The organism is Blastopirellula marina, assembly GCF_002967715.1.
Classification (GTDB): domain Bacteria; phylum Planctomycetota; class Planctomycetia; order Pirellulales; family Pirellulaceae; genus Bremerella; species Bremerella marina_B.
The window spans coordinates 17,560-39,057 of the sequence record NZ_PUIA01000038.1; the positions used below are offsets into that span (position 1 = coordinate 17,560).

Genomic DNA, 21,498 nt, shown 5'->3' on the forward strand with positions numbered 1-21,498 from the left:
CATGAGACTACTCAGGCTTCTGCAGAACAATAAACGCGTAACTGGTCAGCGCCGAGATGGGATACTTGCTCAGGAAACGTGCTTTGGTCTTTTCCAGCGAATCGATCCACGGAAGACGTTTCCGATAGTAGCTGTGACCGAAGAAACCATCGTATTTCAGGACCTGGTAACCAATCGATTCAAATCGTCGAACCATGCTCATCGATGGGCCGCGACTCCAGCTGTAGTACGCGCGGAACTTATCGTGTTGATGTTTGTCGCGAGGTTCCATGACTGCCAGGATCCGTTCGCTCACGAATTCCGGCATCAGCCAATTCACCAGAAACGGCAGAGCATACAATGTCGAGAAGCAGTGGGCGGTCACGCCACCTGGCTTGAGCATCGAGAAGATGTTCTCGTAGTACTGCTTGCCGTTCTGAACGTGTTCGTTCACCATTCGGCTGTAGATCAAATCGTACGCTCCGTGGACATTCTCAGGAATTCCTTCCTGGCAGGCGTCAAGCTGTAGCGTCTCGTAGGCCGGATCTGCTTTCGAGAGTTCTTCGGCACTGATATCGTTGGTTGTGTAGGTGAATGGTGCCTCGCGAACGTACTCGACCGGAAGGGTCGGATTGGCACCAGAGCCGATTTCCAAAATCGATGTCGGCCGATAAGTATCGATCAGCTCGCGAAGCCGATTTTCTGCACGTTTCCAGGCAGGGAATGCGTCGACGGTATGGAAAGCAATTGGACTGGATACCATGTCGGTGCCCGATCGATGACGTGAGATGGGATGGCCATTGGTGATCTTGCCGACAACAACTGCCGACAAAAGAGACTCGATCCAGATTAATTGGCCGATGATCAGGCTCAAGCGGCAAAATTTCTGATGCCGGTCAGCACTCGTCCGAAATCTAAAGAAGGCCGCATGATCGATACAGTCAGGACAACCGATCGCAGAAGATCGGTTCGGGCAGAGCAAATATGGGATCGTCTGACGCTACGTTACCGGCGTGGAATCTTCGGGCGGCTCATGATTTCGCCCAGAATGAAAGCGTTGCGTACCTGGCCGGGGTCGCGGAACATGGCAGCGATCGAAGCCCCGGCACCCGTCGGCGTATGAGAAGCATCGGAGTCGTAGTTGTAGTTCTCTGATTCTTCGTATTGATGTTCCTGGTGGACCATCACGTCGGTAGCATAAGGCTGACGCTCGGCCGGCTTATTGGCTTCTGGATGAGCGGCATCAATCTTCGATTCGAGATGATGATCTTTCAGCGTTTCGTGGGCCGATTCCGCTTGGACGAACTCTTCTTCATCGTGGTCCTCGACCGACTGAGCCGGCACCCGCGATGACGAGGTATTCCCGCCACTGCGACTTTGTTCCAGAAAGTCTTGGATTTCGCGTTCGAGGTCCGACTGAGGTTCTCGCCTGCGACGTTGTCCGCGATCGTCTTGCACGGCTTTCCCTCCTAACAATTGAAGCAAATAGGGACCGACCATAAAGACCACCACGATGCCGATACGGATCAGCAATTCAATGGCATCGACGTCGGCTAGTAGGTTCCAAAATCCCACGAATGATTTCCCAATTGGTGGGGCTTACTTATTCGATGTTGTACCGGTGCCGCTTGAAAGGGCAATCGACTTTCGCATGTCGGTATCGGCCTGAACGTTTCGTAGCGAGTAGTAATCCATGATGCTCAAGCGGCCATTACGAAACGCTTCCGAAATAGCTTTGGGAACTTCCGATTCTGCATCGACAACAGCCGATCGGGCATTCTCAATTTCAGCCAGGTTTTCCCGCTCTTCGGCCACGGCCATTGCCCGGCGACCTTCGGCACGTGCGCGGGCAACTTGCGTGTCGGCTTCGGCCTGGTCGGCTTGCAGTCGGGCACCAATGTTTTCACCCACGTCGATATCGGCGATATCGATCGAGACAATCTCGAACGCCGTATTGGCATCCAAGCGTCGTGACAGTACGGCCTTGGAGATCAGGTCGGGGTTTTCTAGCACGTCGGAGTGCAGTTCGGCGGAACCGATCGCACTGACGATGCCCTCCCCGACACGACCAATGATCGTTTCTTCGGTGGCACCACCAATCAGCCGCTGCAAGTTGGCTCGCACGGTTACTCGCGCTTTGACTTTCAACTGGATGCCGTTTTTGGCCATCGCATCCAGCGAAGTTCGTTTGGCATTGCGTGGCGGGCAGTCGATCACTTTCGGGTAAACACTCGTCTGGACGGCTTCCAGAACATCGCGTCCCGCCAGATCGATCGCCGTCGCTTCGCGAAAGGTCAATTGAATTGTCTTGGCTTTGTTGGCCGCAATCATTGCTTTGATGACCTGAGGCACATTGCCACCGGCCAGGTAGTGCGCTTCGAGCGCCTTGGTAGTGATCCCGGAAGAATCGCCTAGCCCTGCCTGAACGGCCATGATCTTGCTGCGAACGATCATCTTGGCGTTCACATTTCGGAACGACATGCCTAGCAGGTCGAAGATTGTGATGCCGGCCCCAGTCCAGATCGATTGAATCCAGAGGCGGAAGTAAAACGCGAAGATCCCGATAATGATCAACATCACCAGCCCGGCGGCCAGCATGCCGATGATCATCACGTTGGCCCACCAGTTGGCAAGCAGAGCTATTTCAACAATGTTTTGCATGGGATATTCTTCTACCGCGATGGCGTAGGTATTGATTCAGCCACCAGTTATGCCATTCTGACCGCGAAAGTCAAGCAAAGGGATCGTCTTCGAAGATTTCGTCGTTGCGAGTCGTCAGTGATTCTGTCGGCGATTCTTCGGCGGCCGGCTCGGGTGCGGCCTCGGTTTCATCGACTTTGGTTACCAGGACTCGATTCCCTTCGACTTCCACCACCTCGATCAAATCCCCTCGGTCGGCCGCTGGGCCCACGATAATCACATCCCAGCGATTACCGTCGATCTCGGCGACGCCACTGGGTAGCAGGTTGCTGCGAGCGATCCCGCGGCGACCGACCAGTTCGGTATGGCCGAAGCTTTCGTGCGAATCGACGTATTCGTCCGTGGCCGAATCGAGCAAGATCATACGCCCCATGGGGGTGTGGGGCCAGACGCGGATCGCGATGCCAATCATCACCGGAACGGTAACCACCGTCGCCGCAAGGAATGCCGTGCCCACCGCGATGTCACACTTCAGGTAAGCGTATACGACTGCCCCAATCAGCAGCACAGCGGCGATGAATCCCAAGACGCCTCCCGAAGGGATAAACATCTCAAGAACAATCAGCGCCAATCCTGAGAGAAGCAGAATTAAGGCGATGGTGATCGGTGACATAAACAATCCCTCGTAAGCCGAGCGAATGAACTACTGCGATGCCGAGCGAACGATGGCATAGTTGCCGCGCACTTGGACGACGACAACCTTGTCTCCTTTTTCAATCATATCACCATCGGAAGTGACACTCACGATCTCGTGTCCGATTTTCGCTTTGCCACTTGGCCTCAGTGGCGTGAGGGCCAGGCCCGTATTGCCAACCAGATGCGTCAGGTCGACGATCGTTTCTCGGCGGCGAATTTCTTCCATGGCTTCGTCATCGGGTGCATCGAGCATCGTTTGATTCAAGAACGGTGTCCTCGGCAGAACGTGCTTCGCAAAGAAAGCCGCGGCGATCATCCCGGAGAAGATGACCAGGATCGTTCCCAGCGAGTAAGGCACCTGGTCGAGTTCGTAGTCGGTCGATGGCCAGATGAACGTCTGCATGGCCAGAACGATCCCGGCAATGAACATCGCGCCACCACCCAGGCCGAAGATACCGAAGCCTGGCAGAACCAGAAGTTCCAGCAAGATAAAGAACAGCCCACCGATAATCAGCATCGCTTCCAGCCAACCGGCAGTGCCGTTGAGGAAGCGGCTCCAGAAGAAGAGCCCCAAGCACATCGCAGCCACGAAACCAGGAACACCGACGCCAGGTGCTTTGAACTCGCTGATCAACGCAATCACGCCAATAAACAGGCAGAACATGGCCAGACCAGGACTCGCCAGGATTTCGATGAACTGATGAGCCCAGTTCTGCTTGGGGATTTCAAGTTCGTCCGGCAAGCCATACCGCCGGGTCACATCCGATACGCTGGTTGCTTCGGAGTCGGCCACGCCCCAGTCGAGTGCTTTGGTGCCGGTTAATTGTAAAGGTATGCCTGCCTGGGTAACTTCCGGCCCTTGCTTCCACTGTTTTGCATCCTGGAGTTCGCGTGCTTCACGCTCGCTGAGGTACTTGGTGAGGGTTGTCCCAGGGCGTTCGTAGCGAAAGACCTTCAAGTCGGGGTCGTTCATCGCGCCCCAGATCGACCACGACCGGTTGGCCTCGATCGAAATCTTTGCCAGGTAGTTCTCCAGGTCCGCCCGGCCTTGCTCGGTGTACTGGTAAATACCCTCTCCGCCGAGACGGGCATTTGGGGAGACGGCAATTTCGTCGCAGGCCATCGCAATCAGCGAGGCATTAGAGGTTGCCTCTTCCGTGACCAAGGCCACCGTATGCACGGTATCAGGCAAGCCGAGCAGGAAGTTGACCATGTTCTCGCAAGCAACTGGATCACCCCCACGCGACTTGAGTTCGATTAGCATGAAGTTCACGCCACGCGTGACGGCATCTTGCATCGAAAGCGAAGTCCGCTGAACCATCCGGTTGGAGATCTCGCCGTCCATGACGAAGCGAGCCGCTTTCCAGTCGCGGTTGAGCCCCAAGTCTTGGGTGATCTGGTTTTCAGGGATCTCTAAGAGAGCTGCCAACTGGCGATAGTTTTCGCTCACGTGGCTGATCAACTGTAAGTCTTGCCGCAACTTGTTGGCGGTGAAAAGTGCCATCTGTCCGCGCGGCACGAGTTTCTCGGAAGTGGCGACCTGCCCATCGTTCTTGAGCTGGGCATACTCCTCGCCATTGACGAAGCGGCGATCGTTGACGCGATAGACTTCTAAGCTCGGGTCGAGCATGCCGAGTGCCAGTTGCGGCGGCAGCACGTTGCGGAAGCCGGCGATCTCTTCGTAAGCGTGACGCATTGTGTTGGAAATCGAGCCTTCGTCGATCCCGGCGTTGCCAAGCTCGGCGTCGGGGTGCATCACGATCTGTTCGCAGGCCAAGGGAATCAGGACCGCATGCCCTTCGATTGGGCCTTTCAGGTACGCGACCGTCTTCAGCCGGGTGGCCTCTTTGGAGGTGAGGAAGCGTGCAATCGCCAGGCTGCGTTCAAACTCGCTGCCGCGCGACTGGCCTTCGGGGCCCCCATCCAGTTCAAGGATCACGACCGGGCGTTCGTCCTTATCGGTCAATCGAGAGAGAAGCTTCTGAAGGCTTTGCTTGACATCCGTATCAACGGTACCGGTAATCGGCAACGCAACCTTCAGGCGAACACCAGCAAGCTTGGGGGCCGCTCCTGCGTTGGCCTGGTCCTCTTTCTCAGCGGCCAGTTCGTCCTGTTGAGACAGCACTGCCGAGGGGGAGACCATGACCAGAGCCAGGAGCAGAAAAGCTTCTGCCCACCAGATCCAGGTGCCGCGAGCTTTCAACATCCGGGGACCTATCTACGTAGGAAGTGGACACTAGAAATAGCGTTCCTATTTTTAAGACAACTGAATTATAGCGCGAGACGAAACAGGGCAAAAGAAAATCCACCTTTCCGATTCATGAAGGAATCGAGAAGGTGGATATTGTGCGAATTAAGGCGATTTGGGCGATATAGCTACTAGCGAGGCATCGCTTGATTGGGGCGAACGGCGTTGGCCGGCCCCTGCCCTGGTTGCTGAGCACCTGGCGTTTGCTGAACCACTCGCTGCCAGCCGGCAGGCAATTGCGGCTGATAGAACGAGCGTTTGAACATCGCTTGCAGGTTCGCCGTCAGACCACCGGCTTCGTACGTCTTGCGATCGGAAAACTGATAAACCGTTCGCGAGTAGTTGGGCATGTTCGGCGGCGTGGCATTGGGATTGTATTCCCGATCGAACACCGAGATGGCGAACGGCAGGAACTCTTCGCGGTCGATCAGGATATCGATGTAACGGTACTCAGAGGCATCCTGAGGTCGCTTTGGCCAGGCTTCCAGCCAATACTCGTTCGGGTTGTTCCCTTGGTAAGGAGAAACGCGAAGGTAGAAGCGATCCTTGATCTCGTCCTTTTTGGCACCAAACAAAAACGGCAGTGGGCCGTTGGTGATTGCCTGCCCTTGCTGTTCCGGCGGTAGCGGCCAGATCTTCAACTGCTTGGCAGCGACATCAAACTCGAAGATCGAAGCACCGTCGCACACCCAATGCTCAAGGACTTCGGCGGGGCGAAAGTCGTAAGTTGCCGGCTTGCCGGCTTCTTTGGGGGGCGTGTAATGCTGAATCGATTCGACTTTGAACAGCCCCTTGTCAGGCTGCTCGTACTTGATGATGCCTTTGCTGTAGGTCTTGTGGGTATCGGCAGGGCCGAAGACCGAATCGTATTCCCAACGCTCGAAGTTGGCTTCGTAGTGATTGACCTTCTTGCTGCGGAATTCCCAGAACTGCAGGATGTCGTCGATGTACTTCTGTTCCTGAGGAGTTACCTGGAACGGAGCTGGCATCTGACCCTGGCCTGCTTGGGCCTGACCGCCAACCATGCCGGGTTGAAGATTCTGCTGCGGATTGACCTGCTGCCCATTTTGAGCCAGTCCGAGAGGTTGGCCGGTGTTGCCTTGGGCCAGGACAAAGCTGTTGCTGCTGACGAGGCCAACCATGGCCATGCACGCCGCGAGGAAGATTCCATTCTTCATCGAGGATTTCCGCTTTTGAGGGGGACCAAACACGGCTGAGATGCCCCAGCCGATGGGGAAACGAGCCTGGATCGTATCACATTGCCTGCATGCGACCTAGATCGAATCTTCGCGCGGAGCTAGCAGATGATAAAGCTCGTCAAAATGGGTCGCAGAATGTGTGGCGTGCTCATTTCCCTCAACGGTTGCCGGATTCTTCCCTTCGGTGAAAAGGACGCTCGGGCAGCCGGCATTGAGGGCCGACTGAATGTCGAGCTCGTAGTCTCCCACCATCACGACCTCGTCGACGGTCATCTGCCAGCGGCGGCAAATCTCGAGAATCGCCCACGGATCAGGCTTGTGGGGCCCATCATCCCGGCAGATGACGATGTCGAAGTAGTGGCCGATGTTCAAAAATTTCAGCGTGCGCCGGGTGTTCTCGGTGCTGTTCCGCGTGACGATCGCCATTGGCCGGCCTTCCCTAGCCAACGCTTGTAGCAGCCGATCGGCACCGTCGATCAATGAGGCCCGCTTCGCCCCTTCGAGTTCGTGACGATGAAGAATCACTTCTTTGGCCGCGCGGTCGGCTTGGGAGAGTTCGGCTAACTGCTCTAAGATAGGAATGCCCGGCCGCAGCCCCATCTCGGCCCGCATCGCGGTAAAGTCGAGTCCCGAATCAACCAGGGTCCCGTCCATATCGAAGATGATGCCTTTGAGGTGGGAGAGTGCAGTCATGGTACGTTATTGTGCTCGGTATGGATGCTGGACTAAAAATCATGCCCCCTCACCCTAGCCCTCTCCCCGCAGGGGCGAGAGAACATGAATGAGAAAGGAACGCTTGTGGAAGTCGCCGTCTTTGGAACGAAATCATACGACCGTCAGTTTCTACTGGCCGCAGCCGACGGGACCGATATCGAGTGGACTTTCATCGAACCCCGGTTGACCGAGACCACGGCACCGCTGGCCTCCCCCTTCGAGGCCATTTGCTGCTTTGTCAACGACGAGATTTCCTCCGCCGTGCTGCAAAAGCTGTCCGAAGGGAGGACCAAGCTGATTGCCATGCGTTGTGCTGGGTACAACAACGTCGACCTGCCCGTAGCCCACGAACTGGGAATCCAGGTTGCCCGGGTGCCGGCTTACAGCCCCTATGCGGTGGCCGAGCATGCCGTCGGCTTAATCCTGACGCTCAACCGCAAATATCACAAGGCGTACAACCGCGTCCGTGAAGGGGATTTTTCGCTCTCTGGCCTCTTGGGCTTCGATTTGCATGGCAAAACGGTTGGCGTGATCGGTACCGGTAAGATCGGGCAGATCTTTGCCAGGATCATGCATGGGTTCGGGTGCGATCTGCTCGCCTTCGACGTGCACGAGGCCGAAGATTGCCGAAAATGGGGGGTGAAGTACAAGCCGCTCGATGAAGTTCTTGCGCAAAGCGACATTATCTCGCTGCACTGTCCTCTGCTGCCTGCGACCCGGCATTTGATCGGTGAAGCGGCGATCGGCAAGCTGAAACCAGGAGCCATGATCATCAACACCAGCCGCGGGGGCCTGATCAATACCATGGCCGCGATCAATGGTTTGAAATCAGGCCAAATCGGTTCGCTGGGGATCGACGTCTACGAGGAAGAAGCGGAACTGTTCTTCGAGGACAAGTCTCAGTCGGTCATTCAAGACGACGTATTTGCCCGGCTGGTGACCTTCCCGAATGTCCTCGTCACTGGGCATCAAGGCTTCTTCACGCAAAACGCATTAGAAGCCATCGCCCAGGTAACCGTTCAGAATCTGAACGAGTTCGCGGCTGGAGAAGAGCTGACGAATGAGGTCAAGGTTTCTTAATCTGGTTGGAATTAGAGCGTCACGCTCGCCAACTTCAGGATCGCCTCGAACTCTTTCTTCTTCACCGGCTGAACTGAGAGACGCGAGCCTTTTCGCATCAGTTCCATATCAGCCAATGCCTTCACGCCGGTAAGTTGGTCGCGGCCGAGTGGTTCGGGGAACTTCTTTTTCAGCTGGATATCGACCATGAACCAGCGTGGGTTCTCGATGGTGCTTTTCGGGTCGAAGTGGTGATCGTTCTTGTCCCACGAGGTGAAGTCGGGATAGCTTTCCTTAACGACCTCGGCCACACCCACGATCGATGGAGGGTTGGCGTTGGAGTGGTAGAAGAGAACCAGGTCTCCTTTTTTCATGTCGTCCCGCATGAAATTCCGAGCCTGGTAATTGCGAACGCCGGACCAGAAAGTCGTCTTCTTCTTTTCTTTCGCCAGGTCATCGATGGAGTACGATTCCGGCTCCGTTTTCATCAACCAGTAATTCATCGTTCGGTGCTATCACTTGGGGATTGGGCTGCCAGCGACGGCAATTTTCATGTTTCATCCAGAACCGTTAGAATAAACGACTCGGCCATCGTTTGTCATGGGGCGTAAGTCGAGGTTGACTTGTCGTCGCGAATCCGAGAAAACCTCGCACCCTACTTACTAGCGGATCCAACCAGAGCTGTCGGAATTGAGAAGCAGGACGCAAATAAGCGACGAAGTCTTAGCCATTCCCATGTTTATGGCAACGGTGGCTATTCTTGCGTTTTTTGCTCTCACGGTTCAAGAGTACATGACGCGGGAAGAGCATCTTTCGGTCTTCCGGCTTATGGCCTTTTTCTGGCTGACATTGGCCATGTATCCCATCTTCTGGACCGAATCGCTGTGGCATTTTGCGATCGATAGCCCTCGCAAGTGGGAAACTCTCTACGCGTGCGTTTTGCCGCCGCTACGTCTCGCCCGGCGAGATATGCAAGACGGCTCGCGAATGTGGCTGCCCATTTTGGGGTGGCGACAGATTGACGAAGACCTGCATGAAGAAGTTGAACGCGATCTTAGCGTGCCGATGATCATCGTCGCGGTGATGATTCTTCCTCTGCTGGCGATCGACTTCGTGTGGGCAGCACAACTGGAGCGTTCGCGGGCACTGCAAGCCATCGTCGAAACGGGCTACAGCATTACCTGGCTGGCCTTCACGATGGAATTCATCGTGATGTTCTCGATCGTCGACAAAAAGATGCTGTACTTAAAGACGCACTGGGTCGACCTGCTTATCATTTGTTTGCCGCTGGTCGCTTTTCTCCGGGCCTTCCGTGTGACGTAAATAGTGCGTCTACAACATGTAACCCGTGCGACGCGTGTATACCGCATGCGTGGTCTGGCCCTGCGTGTATGGCGAGGGCTGTTGGCGATGGACGTGATCAGTCGTCTGGCTCGCATGACGCCAGAGGCAAAGATTGAAACGCTGCAAAAGCTGATTCAGGAGAAGAAGCGCGAGATCGAAAACCTCGAAGAAGAGATCGCCGAACTCGAGCTGCAGATCAAGCCGCCCAAGCAAAGCGAGGCCGCCAAGAACCTCCGCGAAGGAGAGGCGGCCTAGTTGGTTTTCATGAACATAGGATGCGGCTTCGGGCAGCACCCGAGTTGCTTACTTCTTTTCTTTCAGCGGCGACTTGTCGAGTTCTTCCTCGCCGTCTAACTGACGCAGCCGTACGCTACGGTACCAGACCGGGTCGCCGTGGTCTTGCAGTTTTAGCTTCGCTCCGCGGGAATCGAGCTTGGCACCGCGTACTCTGAGCTTTTCTACTTGCTGCGCAAGATCGGGATTGGTGTAGTCGATGTCGACAACCTTCTCGCCGTTGAGCCAATGCTGGATGACGGTTCCCTGGCAAACGATTCGGCCGGTGTTCCATTGCCCCGGCTCTTTGGTTGCGTCGTGCGAAGGGGCGATGCAGTAGTAGAGGGACGCGGCACTCGTGTCAGGCGTCTTGCCGTCGCGATGTCGCTGGTTGTCGAGAATCTGGTACTCGTACTGGCCAGGCCGATAGTAAACGCCACTGTTGCTGCCTGGGGCGACTTTCCACTCGAAGCGTAGCTCGAAGTCGTCTGGGACAGGCTTCACATCATAGACGATATCCCCCCCTTTGCCTGTTCGCTCGATGATGCCGTCGTTGGCTTTCCAGTTGCCGTTATGCTTCCAGCCTTCGAGGCCAGTACCGTTGAAGAGAAGCTGGAAGCCTTGGGCCTTCTCGTCGGCCGTCAGTTGATTGGGTTCGTCGGCGCATAGTAGGGCCGTCGAGGCACACGAAAGGATCAGAGCGAGGCACAAGCTGAGTCGATGCATGGGTGGGACCTTCCAGGAGTGAGTTGAGAGTAGGCGTCACTTGGGACGACTCGCAATGCCTCACGAAGCTCCCAAATGCATTAGCTCATCGTATGTTCTACGAAAAGCGCTTTCAACTTACGAGTGATCGGGCCAGGCTTGCCATCGCCGATTTCACGGTCGTCGACCTTCACCACGCCAATCACTTCGGCGGCCGTTCCGGTCATGAAGCACTCGTCAGCCACGTAGACATCGTGGCGTGTCATCGTCTTCTCGAAGGTCGGAATACCAGCTTCACGAGCCAGTTCCAGCACCACGTCCCGGGTAACCCCTTCCAGAATACCGGCATCGGTTGGTGGCGTTAGCAGGTTGCCGTCGCGGACGATGAAGATATTGTCCGCCGTACACTCGGAAACTTCCCCCTTGTGATTCAGCATCAGGGCTTCCAGGCAACCGGCGTTGCTGGCTTCGATCTTGGCCATGATGTTGTTCAGGTAGTTCAGCGACTTGATCCGCGGCGACAGGGCTGCCGGATGATTGCGGATGGTCGAGGCCGTGATGATGGCCAGACCGTTGTCGTAGAACTCTTGAGGGTAGAGCTTGATCTTGTCGACGATGATGATTACCTGCGGATTCTCGGTGCGCTCGGGGCCGAGGCCCAAGGTGCCGGCACCTCGCGTGATCACCAGGCGAATGTACCCGTCGGTGAATTCGCTCTGCTTGACCGTCTCCAGGCAGGCTTCGGTCAGGTCTGCCGACGTCATCGGGATTTTCAGGCAAATGGCCTTTGCCGAGTCATAAAGACGGCGGATATGCTGTTCTAGGCGGAAGATCTTTCCGTTGTAAATTCGCAGGCCCTCAAACACCCCGTCCCCATACAGTAGGCCATGATCGAAAACGCTGACCATTGCTTCGTTGGGGGCGAAAAACTTCCCGTTGATATAGACTTTCGCAGACATGGGTATCTTACTGGGAGATTCGGTGTGAGGGGTGGAAACTCGCATTATACCCTAATCCTATGAACTTGCCCTAGAGCCCTCTTAGGGGCTCCCAGATGGGAGTTAGTAAACTTCATGCTCCCTGCCAGACAGTCGAATGAGGGCGAGGTTCAGGACCTGCTATGCGAATTGCGTGAAAGAGTTGTATCGGCCCGAGAGGGGGGGATCTAAATGATGTTGATAGATTTACGGATCTCGGCCTGAACGACGTCGACAGCTTGGGTTCCGTCAACCTCGACGACCAGTTCCTTACGGCGGAAGATCTCGAGCACGGGCTTGGTTTTCTCGTGGTATTCGGCCAAACGATTGGCCAGAACTTCTTCCGTATCGTCGGCCCGACGGATCAGCTTTCCGCCGCAGATATCGCACCGACCTTCGATTTTCGGGCGGTGATCGATCACGTTGAAGTCGACCCCGCAATCTTCACACAACCGGCGAGCGAGGACGCGTTTTTTGATCACCTCGTCCGGCACCACGATATGGACGACCGCGTCGATGTCGTAGCTTTCCAGGAAAAACGCGGCCTGATTGGCATTCCGCGGAAAGCCGTCGAGGATGAAGCCGAAGTTCCAGTCATGCTCTTGCAGTCGACGCTGGACGATTTCTTCAACGATTTCGTCATCGACCAGCTTACCGGCGTTTAGAATACGCTTGATCTTCGCCGCTAACTTGGTGTGGTTCTTGATGTTCCATCGCAAGATGTCCCCGACACCGATGTGGGTCAGATCCAGATGCTGTTCTAATAGTTTGGCCTGAGTTCCTTTACCGGAACCCTGTACGCCCATGAACACATACTTGTGCATGGCGACGTCCTTGCGAAATCAATCTAGTCGTGGGGTATTTTCTAAGACAAGTCGTCGATTGTAGTACTTAACCGGCCCCAGCGGAATTGGCAAACGCGGGAAATGTGGGTGGGGTTGGTTCTGTCGGCGGCAACGCCGTTGCTCCTGAAAGCAATCGGCGGTTCACCTGGTAACGCAGGACCAACGCTTAAATTTGCTGTCGCCATGGACCTACCCTCGAAAATTGGATTTGCCGGAAGCCTGCTGGTGATGATCAGTCTCGTCTTACCCAGCGTCAAGCATGGAAGTCCTATGCTGGGCTTGCAGTGTGCCGGCCTAGCCGCGGTAGTGGCGGTGACCCCTGGCCCCGAATATGATCCCGATCCTTCCGATGTGATCTATTGCCGTATCGCCTGGCTGGCCAATCTTTTTGCGATGGTTGTGATGGTCATTTCGCTTCTGGACGAGAAAACATTTCAAAGTGGAACGATCGGAGCATTCGTCGTACTGCTACTGTGCCTATTTTTCCTACTGATGAAAGATCATCCAGGCGTCTCTGAGCGATACGTCGGCTACTATCTGTGGCTGGCAGGTCTGCTACTGATGGGATGCAGTGGCGTGGTGAGGGTGATCGAAAACAAGCAAAGTATCTTCGGATCGGCAAACCAGTAGACTGGAACTACTTATCTGTGTTTTTAGCCCCGCAAACGCGGATTCTAATTCCTTCTTTGCACGCACCACGACGAGGACAACAAGGTGCCTTAGCGACACGATCAGCAGCGAGAGATAAAGTCGACGCACGATGCCAACACCGCTACTTATTCACGCCAATCATTTTGATTGCGTCTTCGGCCATCTTGTTCGACTTTTCGAGGAAGTCGGGCGCGAACTCTTTCGTCTTTCCCAGGTCGACTCGGATCGATTGGAGAAAGTTCAGGGCAATGTTTTCGTTCACACCGTGGGGAGTCAGGCTGACTGTGCCGGCACCGGCGTGAGTACGGAAGTCGCCGGCGTTTTGGAAACGTGTCACACCTACTTTAGCCGCCAGGTTGTGGGGGCGAAGTAGCGAGACGAGATCGTTCATGAACGCGTTCTCCTGACGCCCACCGCCACCGTTGGTATAGCGAAGTCCCAAGGGCCAGGCTGGCGATGGGGAGGCCAACGAGTAAACGCGAACATATTTCAGGGCTGCGGAACCGAAGACGCGTTCGATAATGAACAGGGCATTCGAAGTGATCAGATTCCCTTGGCTGTGGGCAACAATCAACGTGTTGCGGCCGTAGTTATTCGCGACTTCTTTAAACAGCGTAACGGTTGCCTGATTCCAGACGAATGAACCTTTGATTGTTTCGTCAACGATTTTCTGAACCTCGTCATCCCGAAGGGTCTTGCCAGGAACGAGCTTGCGGTTTCCAAATACCCGGGCACTGGCATTTTGCGTGTAGTCCAACAGGCACTGCCCAAGGTCCAAAATGGCCCCATTCGACTGGTTGTAAACACCTTGAACTGGGTGCTCGCAAAGAATGGAAAGCAGTGATGCCGTCAGGGCATGATCTTTGGCGCTGTTGCGAATCCCGTTGACATAATACAGCCGAGGCGTGTTGGCCGGAATGTTCAACAAATTGTACGTGTTGACATCTCCGTCCTTGCTGGGGACCGCAGGAATCGTAGGAGCCATCGCTAGCCTTCCTCGGAAGAAGTTAGATTTTGGAGATAAGAATGGGCGCTTAGCATGGTTAACGGGCAAGCCACGGCTGGGTTGCGAAGAATCAGCGAGAATTGATGAAATTAATTCAGGTTCCCCCTTCGTGTTGCTCGGGCTCGCACAGTCAGCCCTAGTATTGACCTGACGAAACCGGACGGCAGTTCTCTTACTGGCCGAAATGCTGCTTCAAAAATGCGAGCGTCTTGTTGTTCGACCAGGCATGCCCTCCTTCGAAGAAGTCGGCATCGACGTTCTCCGGCTGTCCGAGCACCTGGTACACCTTTTGAAGCCGAGCATATTCCTTCCGGGCACCATCGATCGGGAAGATTCGATCATCGATCCCGTTAATCAGCAGCACCGGCCGCGGAGCGTATAACGCGACGACATCGGCCATCTCCCCTTCCCGCATGATGCCAGGCAGTGTGTTGCAGATGCAGTGATGCATCGCGTAGATCGACGTGCGATACTCGGAGAAGGCCCCGGCGATCATCGCCAGCTTGACCCGCTCGTCCAGGATCGGCAGGTACATCGTCAGTGTTCCGCCTCCTGATAGCCCGCACGCACCGATCCGGGTTGCATCGACTTGGTCCTGTGTTTCCAGAAAGTCGATCACTCGCATCGCATCCCAGCAGCGAATTCCTTGCGGGGTCATCCCCATCAGGAAAGCGTTCATCGTCGTTTCGTGGCAGCTGCGCGGTGGATACTTGATGCCGAAGTCTTGCCGCCCAACCGTTTCGTTCCAGCCGCGTACGACGATCGCCGCAGTGATGTAGCCATGCTCGGCCATAAACACCGCGTAATCGAGAGCACTCTCGTCGGTCTTCTTCTTTTGTTCCGGCGTTTCGTTCAGGCGAATGTAGGGGGCGATGCCACTGTGCCCGTGCAGACAGACAATCGCCGGCGTCTTCCCTTGCAACTCATGCGGTACGAAGTAATAAACGGGAGCCCAATAGTTGCGCTCGGTCCGCACGTAGATCTTATGCCGCGTGAACTTCTCGAACTTCTCTTCTTCCGTCCACTTCACTTCCAGCGGAACAGCCTCCGGCATTTCACCCAGCAGGTCGACAACCGTTGCCTGCATCTTCTTGTGCCACGCTTCATGCTGCTGGGGCGTCGTGGCGCTGTACATCTGGGCCGGTGTTACTTGTTGGCCGAGAAGATTGAAGCTGTGGGTGACATTGTTATCTTGAGGGGCATCCTCAGCGAAGATGAGCCCTGGGAAAAGAAACAGCGTCAAATAAGCAGCAGCGAAGCGAATGATAGTCATCGGTAGGATCTCTGGCAGGAGGGAAGGCAGGGTAGCAGCTATAATAGCTTCTCAGCTTTGCGACGCGAAATAAAGTCGCCCGTTCAATTATCCTCACAATTGTGCAGCGAAGAACGTGCAACTCTGGTCGATACAAACCGATGAGATGGCGGAAAAGCTCTTTCGCGAAGGCCGCTTGATTGCTGACCCTCAGCTTGAATGTGAGGTTTTCGAACGATCGTACCGATGGATGGTCAGGCAGATGGCAAAGCGGAGTTTGCACTGCCAGTACCCGGTCTGGGCCTGGTATCGCCACTGCAACGGCAGGCCTCGTCCTGACCTTAGGGCGACCGGGCACCTCCCGCCTGGAACACACGGCGTTCTCTTGCAGCTAAACGTCGAATCCCATCGGGTACTTCTATCGCAGTTTGAGCTTTGGCACTGCGTGCTGAACAATTCGCATCTGTCGCGTTCGGAAGCAGACAACAAAAGAGTAGAACGGCGAGAGGAACGAGGTGAAGTCACACAGAAGGAGATCGAAGCGAGCTGGGAGAATATCTTCGATTTAAAATTTGGTGACTATCGGTATTGGGGGAAGCTTGAAGAGCGATACATTCAAGCCTGCTTGCCTTTGCTTGAGCTTTCGGATGTCGTGAAAACAACTCACTTCAAAGCTCGATAGAAAAAATGCCCACGCTTCTGACGTGGGCATTCGAGTGAACTTCGTGATTCAGTCACCGCATTAAAGCAGTTCGCTGGCAATATCAGCCAGTTCCGAGCGTTCGCCTTTCTCGAGCGAGATATGTGCGTACAGATCTTGCCCTTTCATGCGGTTGATCATGTACGACAATCCGTTCGACAGGCTATCCAGGTACGGATGGTCGATCTGGTTGATGTCACCGGTGAAGACGACCTTCGTTCCTTCGCCTGCCCGGGTGATGATGGTTTTCACCTCGTGCGGGGTCAGGTTCTGCGCTTCGTCGACAATCATATACATCCGCTGCAAGCTGCGTCCGCGGATGTAGGCCAGTGGCGTGATGACCAGCTTTTCCTGCTCCAGCATACGCGTAATACGCTGGGCCTCTTTATCGGTGTCGTTGAATTGATGCCGAATCACCGAGAGGTTATCGAACAGCGGCTGCATGTAGGGATCCATCTTGGCCGAGATGTCGCCAGGCAAGTAGCCGAGGTCTCGGTTGGATAGTGGAACCACCGGTCGAGCCAGCAAGATCTGACGATAGGCCGACGAGCAGGCCAGTGCCGAGGAAAGTGCGAGCAGCGTTTTACCGGTGCCTGCCTTGCCGGCCAGCGTGACCAACTTGATGTTGTCGTCCATTAAAGCCTTGATGGCAAAGACCTGTTCGGCGTTGCGAGGCTTGATGCCGTACGGGCTGTACTTTTCAATTCGCCGCAAGACTTGATCTTCGCGATTGAAGGTCGCCAGGACCGACTTCGAGCCGTTTCGCAGGACAAAGTTTTCGTTGGCGATCGGGTCGCTTACTTCCGGAAAGTCTTCCAGGTGAACGTTGCCAGAGTCTTGGTAGAAACGATCGATTTGTTCGGTCGTGATGTTTTCAAGGATGCGGCGTCCCGAGTAGAGACTATCAAAGCTCTCGATTTTGTCGTTGATGTAATCTTGGGCTTGAAGGCCGAGGCTCTTCGCTTTCATCCGCAAGTTCACGTCTTTGGTGATCAGAATCACGCGACGATCTTTGACGTAGCGTTGCAGATGAAGGGCCGTATTCAGAATGCGATTGTCAGGCGAGTCGTGAAGAAAAACTTGATGCAATCGAGCGTCAAGTTCGTTTGTGATGATGACTCGGAGGCGGCCTTGTTCTTCGCCGAGGTTGGCTCCTTCTTCCGAGAGAAGATCGCCGGTCATCTGGTCGATCTGGCGAAGAAATTCGCGGGCCTGGAAATTGATGTCCTCGTTACCCTTTTTGAATCTATCCAGTTCTTCGAGGACGGTGATGGGCAAGGCCACATCGTGTTCCTCAAAGTTTTGGAACGATCTTGCGTCGTGCAAGATAACATTGGTGTCGAGAACAAAAAGCTTCAACTGGGTCTGCACCAACTGACTAATCATGCGTTCTCCGTTTGCACGGGACCATGGGCACGCGAGAATGAAATGCCGAGTCGAAGGGCAACTGTGCGTCCCTTTTGGTCACAATCCATTGCTTAGCTGGATTGTGACCGAGGTACCATCCTGGGAAAAGCCCGCTTTTCCCATTTTCAGGAAAATAGGCGGATTGCAGGAAATGGCCACCTCTGAGTATTTCCGTGCTTCAAGCCATTATACCCCAGGGGACATATCCCTGTTTCTCAGGTTCGTACCGTTTTAGCATTTAGATGTTTTGCGCCAGTGACGTAACGTGTACTTGCGAGAAACTTTGCGGAACCTTCGCCAGAACTTTGCCTCTCGGGAAAGTCTACCCAGGTGGACAGCACAAAGATCGAAAAACTCCGTTCTTTGAGTTGCCGCCAATCAGGGGCAGTGCCTACAATCGTTCATAACATGGAAGCGGTTTCGCGGATGGTTGCGAGATCCAAGTCGTGCACCTTTTGAGACGAAAGGTTCTCAATGGATTATGCGTCGATTCTGGCTCGTTACATCGGCAGGGAAGTTTATGTATCGACATTTGGCCACGTTCGCTTACGTGGAGAATTGGCCGCAGTTTACGAAGACTGCGTCCGTCTAATTAATGCCTCGACTTCGCAAGAGTCTGAGGATGCTCCCTGGTCTAGTTCGGTGACAGACTTTGGTGACGATGGACCCCAAACGGATGGCTCGGAGGCCTTGGTCCATTTCCATCACATTGTCGCGATACGCTGTGCGGATGAAGAACTGCTAGACGTTCCGGTGCTGCCGGATTTTCATGCAGAAACGCCGGTATCAATCGTCGAGAGTGAGCCTGTACCCATCCCAGAGAGCACGGCCGAACCTTGGGAAGCGTTTCTCGAGGTCGACCGTTTGACCCTGGAATTAGGGCAAAAGCTGGTCAAGTTCGTTCACCCTGAGTCGACCGACATCATGCAGCGAACCTCAGCGATTCGCTGTCACCTGGCCGACTCGCTGGGGATCGTGATTCCCCGACTGCGCCTGCGTGATTCGCTCGATCTGGGGGATCAGGAATATCGGATCCTCATCGATCAAAACGAGGTCGCTCGCGGGCGACTGGGGCCAGGGCAGTACCTGGCACTCGACATGGGGACCTCCAGCGGAACGCTGCAAGGTGTTCGCGGGATAGACCCAACGTTCGGCGGCCCTGGTATTTGGATCACCTCGGATCAGCAGCAGGAAGCCGAACAGCTTGGTTATTTGGTTATCGATCCTTCGATGCTGGTGATCACGCATCTCCAGGAAACATTGCGCCGTCACGCCCACGAGATATTGACGCTGGGTGACGTGCGGGAACTGCTGGAACGTTTGCGCGATCGCTCGCCAGGCGAGTTCGACGAGATCCGTTCCAGCCCGATGACAGTGTCCATGTTGCACGCTGTTTTGCGGCGACTACTGGAAGAAGGGGAGTCAATCAAGAACTTCTCCCGCATTGTCGAGATCCTGGCCCTGCACGGACACCGCAGCCAAGAGGTCGAGGCGTTGGTAGCGATGGTTCGCGTACGACTCGGTCGACAGTTAGTACAGCGTTACATCGATTCCGATGGTAAGGTCCATGCGATCGGTCTCGACCGAGACCTGGAAGCCCCGCTGCTGCAGATGAGCGACGAGGATGCCGGTCGGCACGTGCGCGGTTGGCTGGAACGCCTGGTCGACGTGCTGCGTGAATCGTTTCAGCGGCTCGACGAGCAACAACGGCCGGTCGCGGTCATTGTTTCGTCCGACCTGCGGAACCGCCTGTGGCAGATCTTGTCTCCACATTTCCCGCAGATAACGGTCCTTAGCCTGGCTGAAATTCCGCGGGGGAATGACATCTACTGGCAGATGATCGTCTCGCCCGAAGAAGTCGGAGCATTGGAGGCAACCGTCAAACGCAATCCGCATCCGGCGGTGGCGAAGGACACCACCTATCGACCTGCCAAAACCAAGATGGCCGAGCATATGGCGGAAGAGTTACCGCCGCGACGGCCACGTTAACGCAACGAAAGTAACTCCGTAGGATGGCTGCCGACGATATGTCGGTGGCCATCTTTTGTTTCTTGAACGGCTAGTCTTCCAGAGCCTTGTGCTGCTTACTGTCTGGTACCACGTAGGAGTCAACGATTTCCGACTTGCCAGGTGAACTGGTGTAGGTGTGGGTTTCGCCGTCGACGGTGGTCGTGGCCTGGATATGGAACTTCGACTTGGCCCAATTGAGAAACCGCTTCTTCATCCACTCGCGGCAGGGAGGAATCAGCAGCAGGAAGCCTAGCCCGTCGGTTAAAAGGCCCGGCGTCATCAGCAAGGCACCTGCCGCGAAGATCATCGCCGCATCGGCCATCGCGCTGCCAGGCATCTGTCCCTTGGCCATCTGCGTTTGAATCTTCTGCCAGGTCGAAAATCCCTGGCTACGTGCCAACAGCGTCCCCAGGATGCCGGTAAACAGCACGATCCCCAGCGTGACGACTAACCCTTCGTACTGGGCCAGCCACAGCAGCAGGGTGAGTTCCACTAGCGGAACGGTGACAAAGAGAACAAGGAGTATGGCAAAAACTTGAATGGTTCTAATCCGTGTTGAAAGAGGGAGATCGCCTAGGGGAATGATAACACGCAGTTATTCGTCGCCAATCTCGGATGCTTAGAAACGAAGTTGCCCCATCGCTTCCACCAACGTGTCCAGGTGCTGCCGCGTATGCCCCGCAGAAAGACTGACCCGCAAGAGACACTCGCCGTCCGGCACCGAAGGGGGGCGAATTCCCGGGACCAGCATCCCTCGCTCGAAGAGCTTCGCCGAAAGGTCCATCGCCAGCGACTCCGTTCCTACGATCACGGGAATGATCTGACTGTGGCTATCCCCCAAGCTCCATCCTTGCCCGCGCAGAGCGTCCCGCAGAAACTCAGCACTGGCCATCAGTTTCTGGCGTCGTTCAGGCTCCTTCTGCACGATCTGCAGCGAGGCCAGCATGGCTGCCGCATTGGCCGCGGGGGCCGCCGTCGAAAAGACATACGGCCGCGAGCGATTCACCAGGTAATCGATCAATATCTGGCTCCCCACCACAAAGCCGCCGTGTCCACCCAGGGCCTTGCTGAACGTCCCGACACGCACCGGCACGCGGTCTTCGACACCGAACTGCTCGCACAGCCCATGTCCATGTTCGCCGAACACGCCGGTCGCATGCGCTTCGTCGACCATCAGCATTGCTTCGTACTTTTCGGCCAGGTCGACCAGTTCATTCAGCGGAGCGATCGTGCCGTCCATGCTGAATAGGGTATCGGTTACGATCAAACGCCGCCTGAACGTGCCGCACTGCTTCAGCAGGTTCTCCAGGTAGTTCACATCGCGATGGGGGTAAACGCGAACGGTCGCTTTGGAAAGCCGCGTACCGTCGATGATACTGGCATGGTTCTTTTCGTCGCTGAGAATGACGTCTCCGCGGTCGGTCAACGCGTCGATCGTACCGGCGTTGGCCGCAAACCCGCTTGAGAACGTTAGCGCTGCCTCGGTACCTTCGAACCGGGCCAACTCCACTTCGAGCCGGGCCTGCTCGCTTCCGCGCCCCGTGATCAGTGGGCTGGCACCACTGCCCCATCCTTCCGACGCAATCGCTGCCTGGGCCGCATCGCGCACGCGCGGATCGGCGGCCAGGTCGAGGTAATCGTTGCTGCCGAAGTTGATCAGCTGCTGCTCTTTCCAGGCAACCGTTGCGCCCTGTTGGGTCGAACGCACGTGGATCGCCCGCCGCCGCTCCATCGCATGGAGCAGATCAAGTTGTTCGGGAATCCAGGCCAAGGGGTCAAACATGAGGTTCTCG

The 21,498-nt window shown here is 55.5% G+C and carries 22 protein-coding genes; 6 read left to right on the plus strand and 16 right to left on the minus strand.

The window, feature by feature from the left end; translation table 11 throughout:
* Window positions 1-7: 7 nt before the first annotated feature.
* The 7 genes from C5Y96_RS13895 to C5Y96_RS13925 form a co-directional block, all read right to left on the minus strand.
* Entirely contained in the window at window positions 8-853 is an 846-nt protein-coding gene (locus C5Y96_RS13895) for a class I SAM-dependent methyltransferase (protein ID WP_105354362.1), read from the minus strand.
* A 131-nt stretch (window positions 854-984) separates the two neighbouring features.
* A complete protein-coding gene (locus tag C5Y96_RS13900; protein ID WP_105354364.1) occupies window positions 985-1,554 on the minus strand; it encodes a hypothetical protein in 570 nt (189 codons plus the stop codon).
* 24 nt (window positions 1,555-1,578) lie between these two features.
* Complete coding sequence (floA, locus tag C5Y96_RS13905; protein ID WP_105354366.1) at window positions 1,579-2,640, minus strand: flotillin-like protein FloA; 1,062 nt, start codon at window positions 2,638-2,640, stop codon at window positions 1,579-1,581.
* A gap of 70 nt (window positions 2,641-2,710) precedes the next feature.
* A complete protein-coding gene (locus tag C5Y96_RS13910) occupies window positions 2,711-3,292 on the minus strand; it encodes an NfeD family protein (RefSeq protein WP_105354367.1) in 582 nt (193 codons plus the stop codon).
* A gap of 30 nt (window positions 3,293-3,322) precedes the next feature.
* Entirely contained in the window at window positions 3,323-5,521 is a 2,199-nt protein-coding gene (locus C5Y96_RS13915; protein WP_105354369.1) for an NfeD family protein, read from the minus strand.
* Window positions 5,522-5,694: 173 nt separating this feature from the next.
* Window positions 5,695-6,741 carry a TIGR03009 domain-containing protein gene (locus C5Y96_RS13920; RefSeq protein ID WP_105354372.1) on the minus strand — a complete coding sequence of 349 codons (1,047 nt, stop codon included), beginning with the start codon at window positions 6,739-6,741 and terminating at the stop codon, window positions 5,695-5,697.
* A gap of 96 nt (window positions 6,742-6,837) precedes the next feature.
* Window positions 6,838-7,455, minus strand: coding sequence for an HAD family hydrolase (locus C5Y96_RS13925; protein ID WP_105354374.1), 618 nt, complete (start codon window positions 7,453-7,455; stop codon window positions 6,838-6,840).
* An 84-nt stretch (window positions 7,456-7,539) separates the two neighbouring features.
* Here C5Y96_RS13925 and C5Y96_RS13930 point away from each other — a divergent pair, with 84 nt between their 5' ends.
* Entirely contained in the window at window positions 7,540-8,556 is a 1,017-nt protein-coding gene (locus C5Y96_RS13930; RefSeq protein WP_233198962.1) for a 2-hydroxyacid dehydrogenase, read from the plus strand.
* An 11-nt stretch (window positions 8,557-8,567) separates the two neighbouring features.
* Here the strand turns inward: C5Y96_RS13930 and C5Y96_RS13935 are convergent, their stop codons facing one another.
* A complete protein-coding gene (locus C5Y96_RS13935) occupies window positions 8,568-9,038 on the minus strand; it encodes an EVE domain-containing protein (RefSeq protein ID WP_105354376.1) in 471 nt (156 codons plus the stop codon).
* A 232-nt stretch (window positions 9,039-9,270) separates the two neighbouring features.
* Here C5Y96_RS13935 and C5Y96_RS13940 point away from each other — a divergent pair, with 232 nt between their 5' ends.
* Both C5Y96_RS13940 and C5Y96_RS13945 read left to right on the plus strand, forming a co-directional pair.
* Window positions 9,271-9,858, plus strand: coding sequence for a hypothetical protein (locus tag C5Y96_RS13940; protein ID WP_105354378.1), 588 nt, complete (start codon window positions 9,271-9,273; stop codon window positions 9,856-9,858).
* Window positions 9,859-9,861: 3 nt separating this feature from the next.
* The gene (locus C5Y96_RS13945; RefSeq protein WP_158261231.1) at window positions 9,862-10,134 is read left to right on the plus strand and encodes a hypothetical protein; all 273 of its coding nucleotides are present in this window, start codon (window positions 9,862-9,864) and stop codon (window positions 10,132-10,134) included.
* 48 nt (window positions 10,135-10,182) lie between these two features.
* On the opposite strand, the gene C5Y96_RS13950 is transcribed toward C5Y96_RS13945, so the two are convergent.
* The 3 genes from C5Y96_RS13950 to C5Y96_RS13960 form a co-directional block, all read right to left on the minus strand.
* Entirely contained in the window at window positions 10,183-10,878 is a 696-nt protein-coding gene (locus tag C5Y96_RS13950) for a DUF1080 domain-containing protein (protein ID WP_105354383.1), read from the minus strand.
* 80 nt (window positions 10,879-10,958) lie between these two features.
* Window positions 10,959-11,816, minus strand: coding sequence for a branched-chain-amino-acid transaminase (ilvE, locus tag C5Y96_RS13955; protein ID WP_105354386.1), 858 nt, complete (start codon window positions 11,814-11,816; stop codon window positions 10,959-10,961).
* A gap of 206 nt (window positions 11,817-12,022) precedes the next feature.
* Window positions 12,023-12,658, minus strand: coding sequence for an adenylate kinase family protein (locus C5Y96_RS13960; RefSeq protein ID WP_105354388.1), 636 nt, complete (start codon window positions 12,656-12,658; stop codon window positions 12,023-12,025).
* 108 nt (window positions 12,659-12,766) lie between these two features.
* Between C5Y96_RS13960 and C5Y96_RS13965 the strand changes: the two genes are divergently transcribed.
* Window positions 12,767-13,309 carry a hypothetical protein gene (locus C5Y96_RS13965; protein ID WP_146115658.1) on the plus strand — a complete coding sequence of 181 codons (543 nt, stop codon included), beginning with the start codon at window positions 12,767-12,769 and terminating at the stop codon, window positions 13,307-13,309.
* A 142-nt stretch (window positions 13,310-13,451) separates the two neighbouring features.
* Here the strand turns inward: C5Y96_RS13965 and C5Y96_RS13970 are convergent, their stop codons facing one another.
* Together C5Y96_RS13970 and C5Y96_RS13975 are read right to left on the minus strand one after the other, a co-directional pair.
* Window positions 13,452-14,315, minus strand: coding sequence for a hypothetical protein (locus C5Y96_RS13970; protein ID WP_105354393.1), 864 nt, complete (start codon window positions 14,313-14,315; stop codon window positions 13,452-13,454).
* A gap of 193 nt (window positions 14,316-14,508) precedes the next feature.
* On the minus strand, window positions 14,509-15,609 hold the full coding sequence (locus C5Y96_RS13975) for an alpha/beta hydrolase family protein (protein ID WP_105354395.1): 1,101 nt from the start codon (window positions 15,607-15,609) through the stop codon (window positions 14,509-14,511).
* A 115-nt stretch (window positions 15,610-15,724) separates the two neighbouring features.
* Between C5Y96_RS13975 and C5Y96_RS13980 the strand changes: the two genes are divergently transcribed.
* Complete coding sequence (locus C5Y96_RS13980) at window positions 15,725-16,270, plus strand: DUF3841 domain-containing protein (protein WP_146115659.1); 546 nt, start codon at window positions 15,725-15,727, stop codon at window positions 16,268-16,270.
* Between the two features lie 60 nt (window positions 16,271-16,330).
* Here the strand turns inward: C5Y96_RS13980 and C5Y96_RS13985 are convergent, their stop codons facing one another.
* Window positions 16,331-17,674: a PhoH family protein gene (locus C5Y96_RS13985; protein WP_105354399.1), complete on the minus strand. Its 1,344-nt coding sequence runs from the start codon at window positions 17,672-17,674 to the stop codon at window positions 16,331-16,333.
* A 495-nt stretch (window positions 17,675-18,169) separates the two neighbouring features.
* Between C5Y96_RS13985 and C5Y96_RS13990 the strand changes: the two genes are divergently transcribed.
* Window positions 18,170-19,684: an FHIPEP family type III secretion protein gene (locus tag C5Y96_RS13990; protein ID WP_105354401.1), complete on the plus strand. Its 1,515-nt coding sequence runs from the start codon at window positions 18,170-18,172 to the stop codon at window positions 19,682-19,684.
* Between the two features lie 70 nt (window positions 19,685-19,754).
* Here the strand turns inward: C5Y96_RS13990 and C5Y96_RS13995 are convergent, their stop codons facing one another.
* Both C5Y96_RS13995 and bioF read right to left on the minus strand, forming a co-directional pair.
* Entirely contained in the window at window positions 19,755-20,300 is a 546-nt protein-coding gene (locus tag C5Y96_RS13995) for an FxsA family protein (RefSeq protein WP_105354403.1), read from the minus strand.
* Window positions 20,301-20,324: 24 nt separating this feature from the next.
* Window positions 20,325-21,488 carry an 8-amino-7-oxononanoate synthase gene (gene bioF / locus C5Y96_RS14000; RefSeq protein WP_105354405.1) on the minus strand — a complete coding sequence of 388 codons (1,164 nt, stop codon included), beginning with the start codon at window positions 21,486-21,488 and terminating at the stop codon, window positions 20,325-20,327.
* Window positions 21,489-21,498 lie beyond the last annotated feature (10 nt).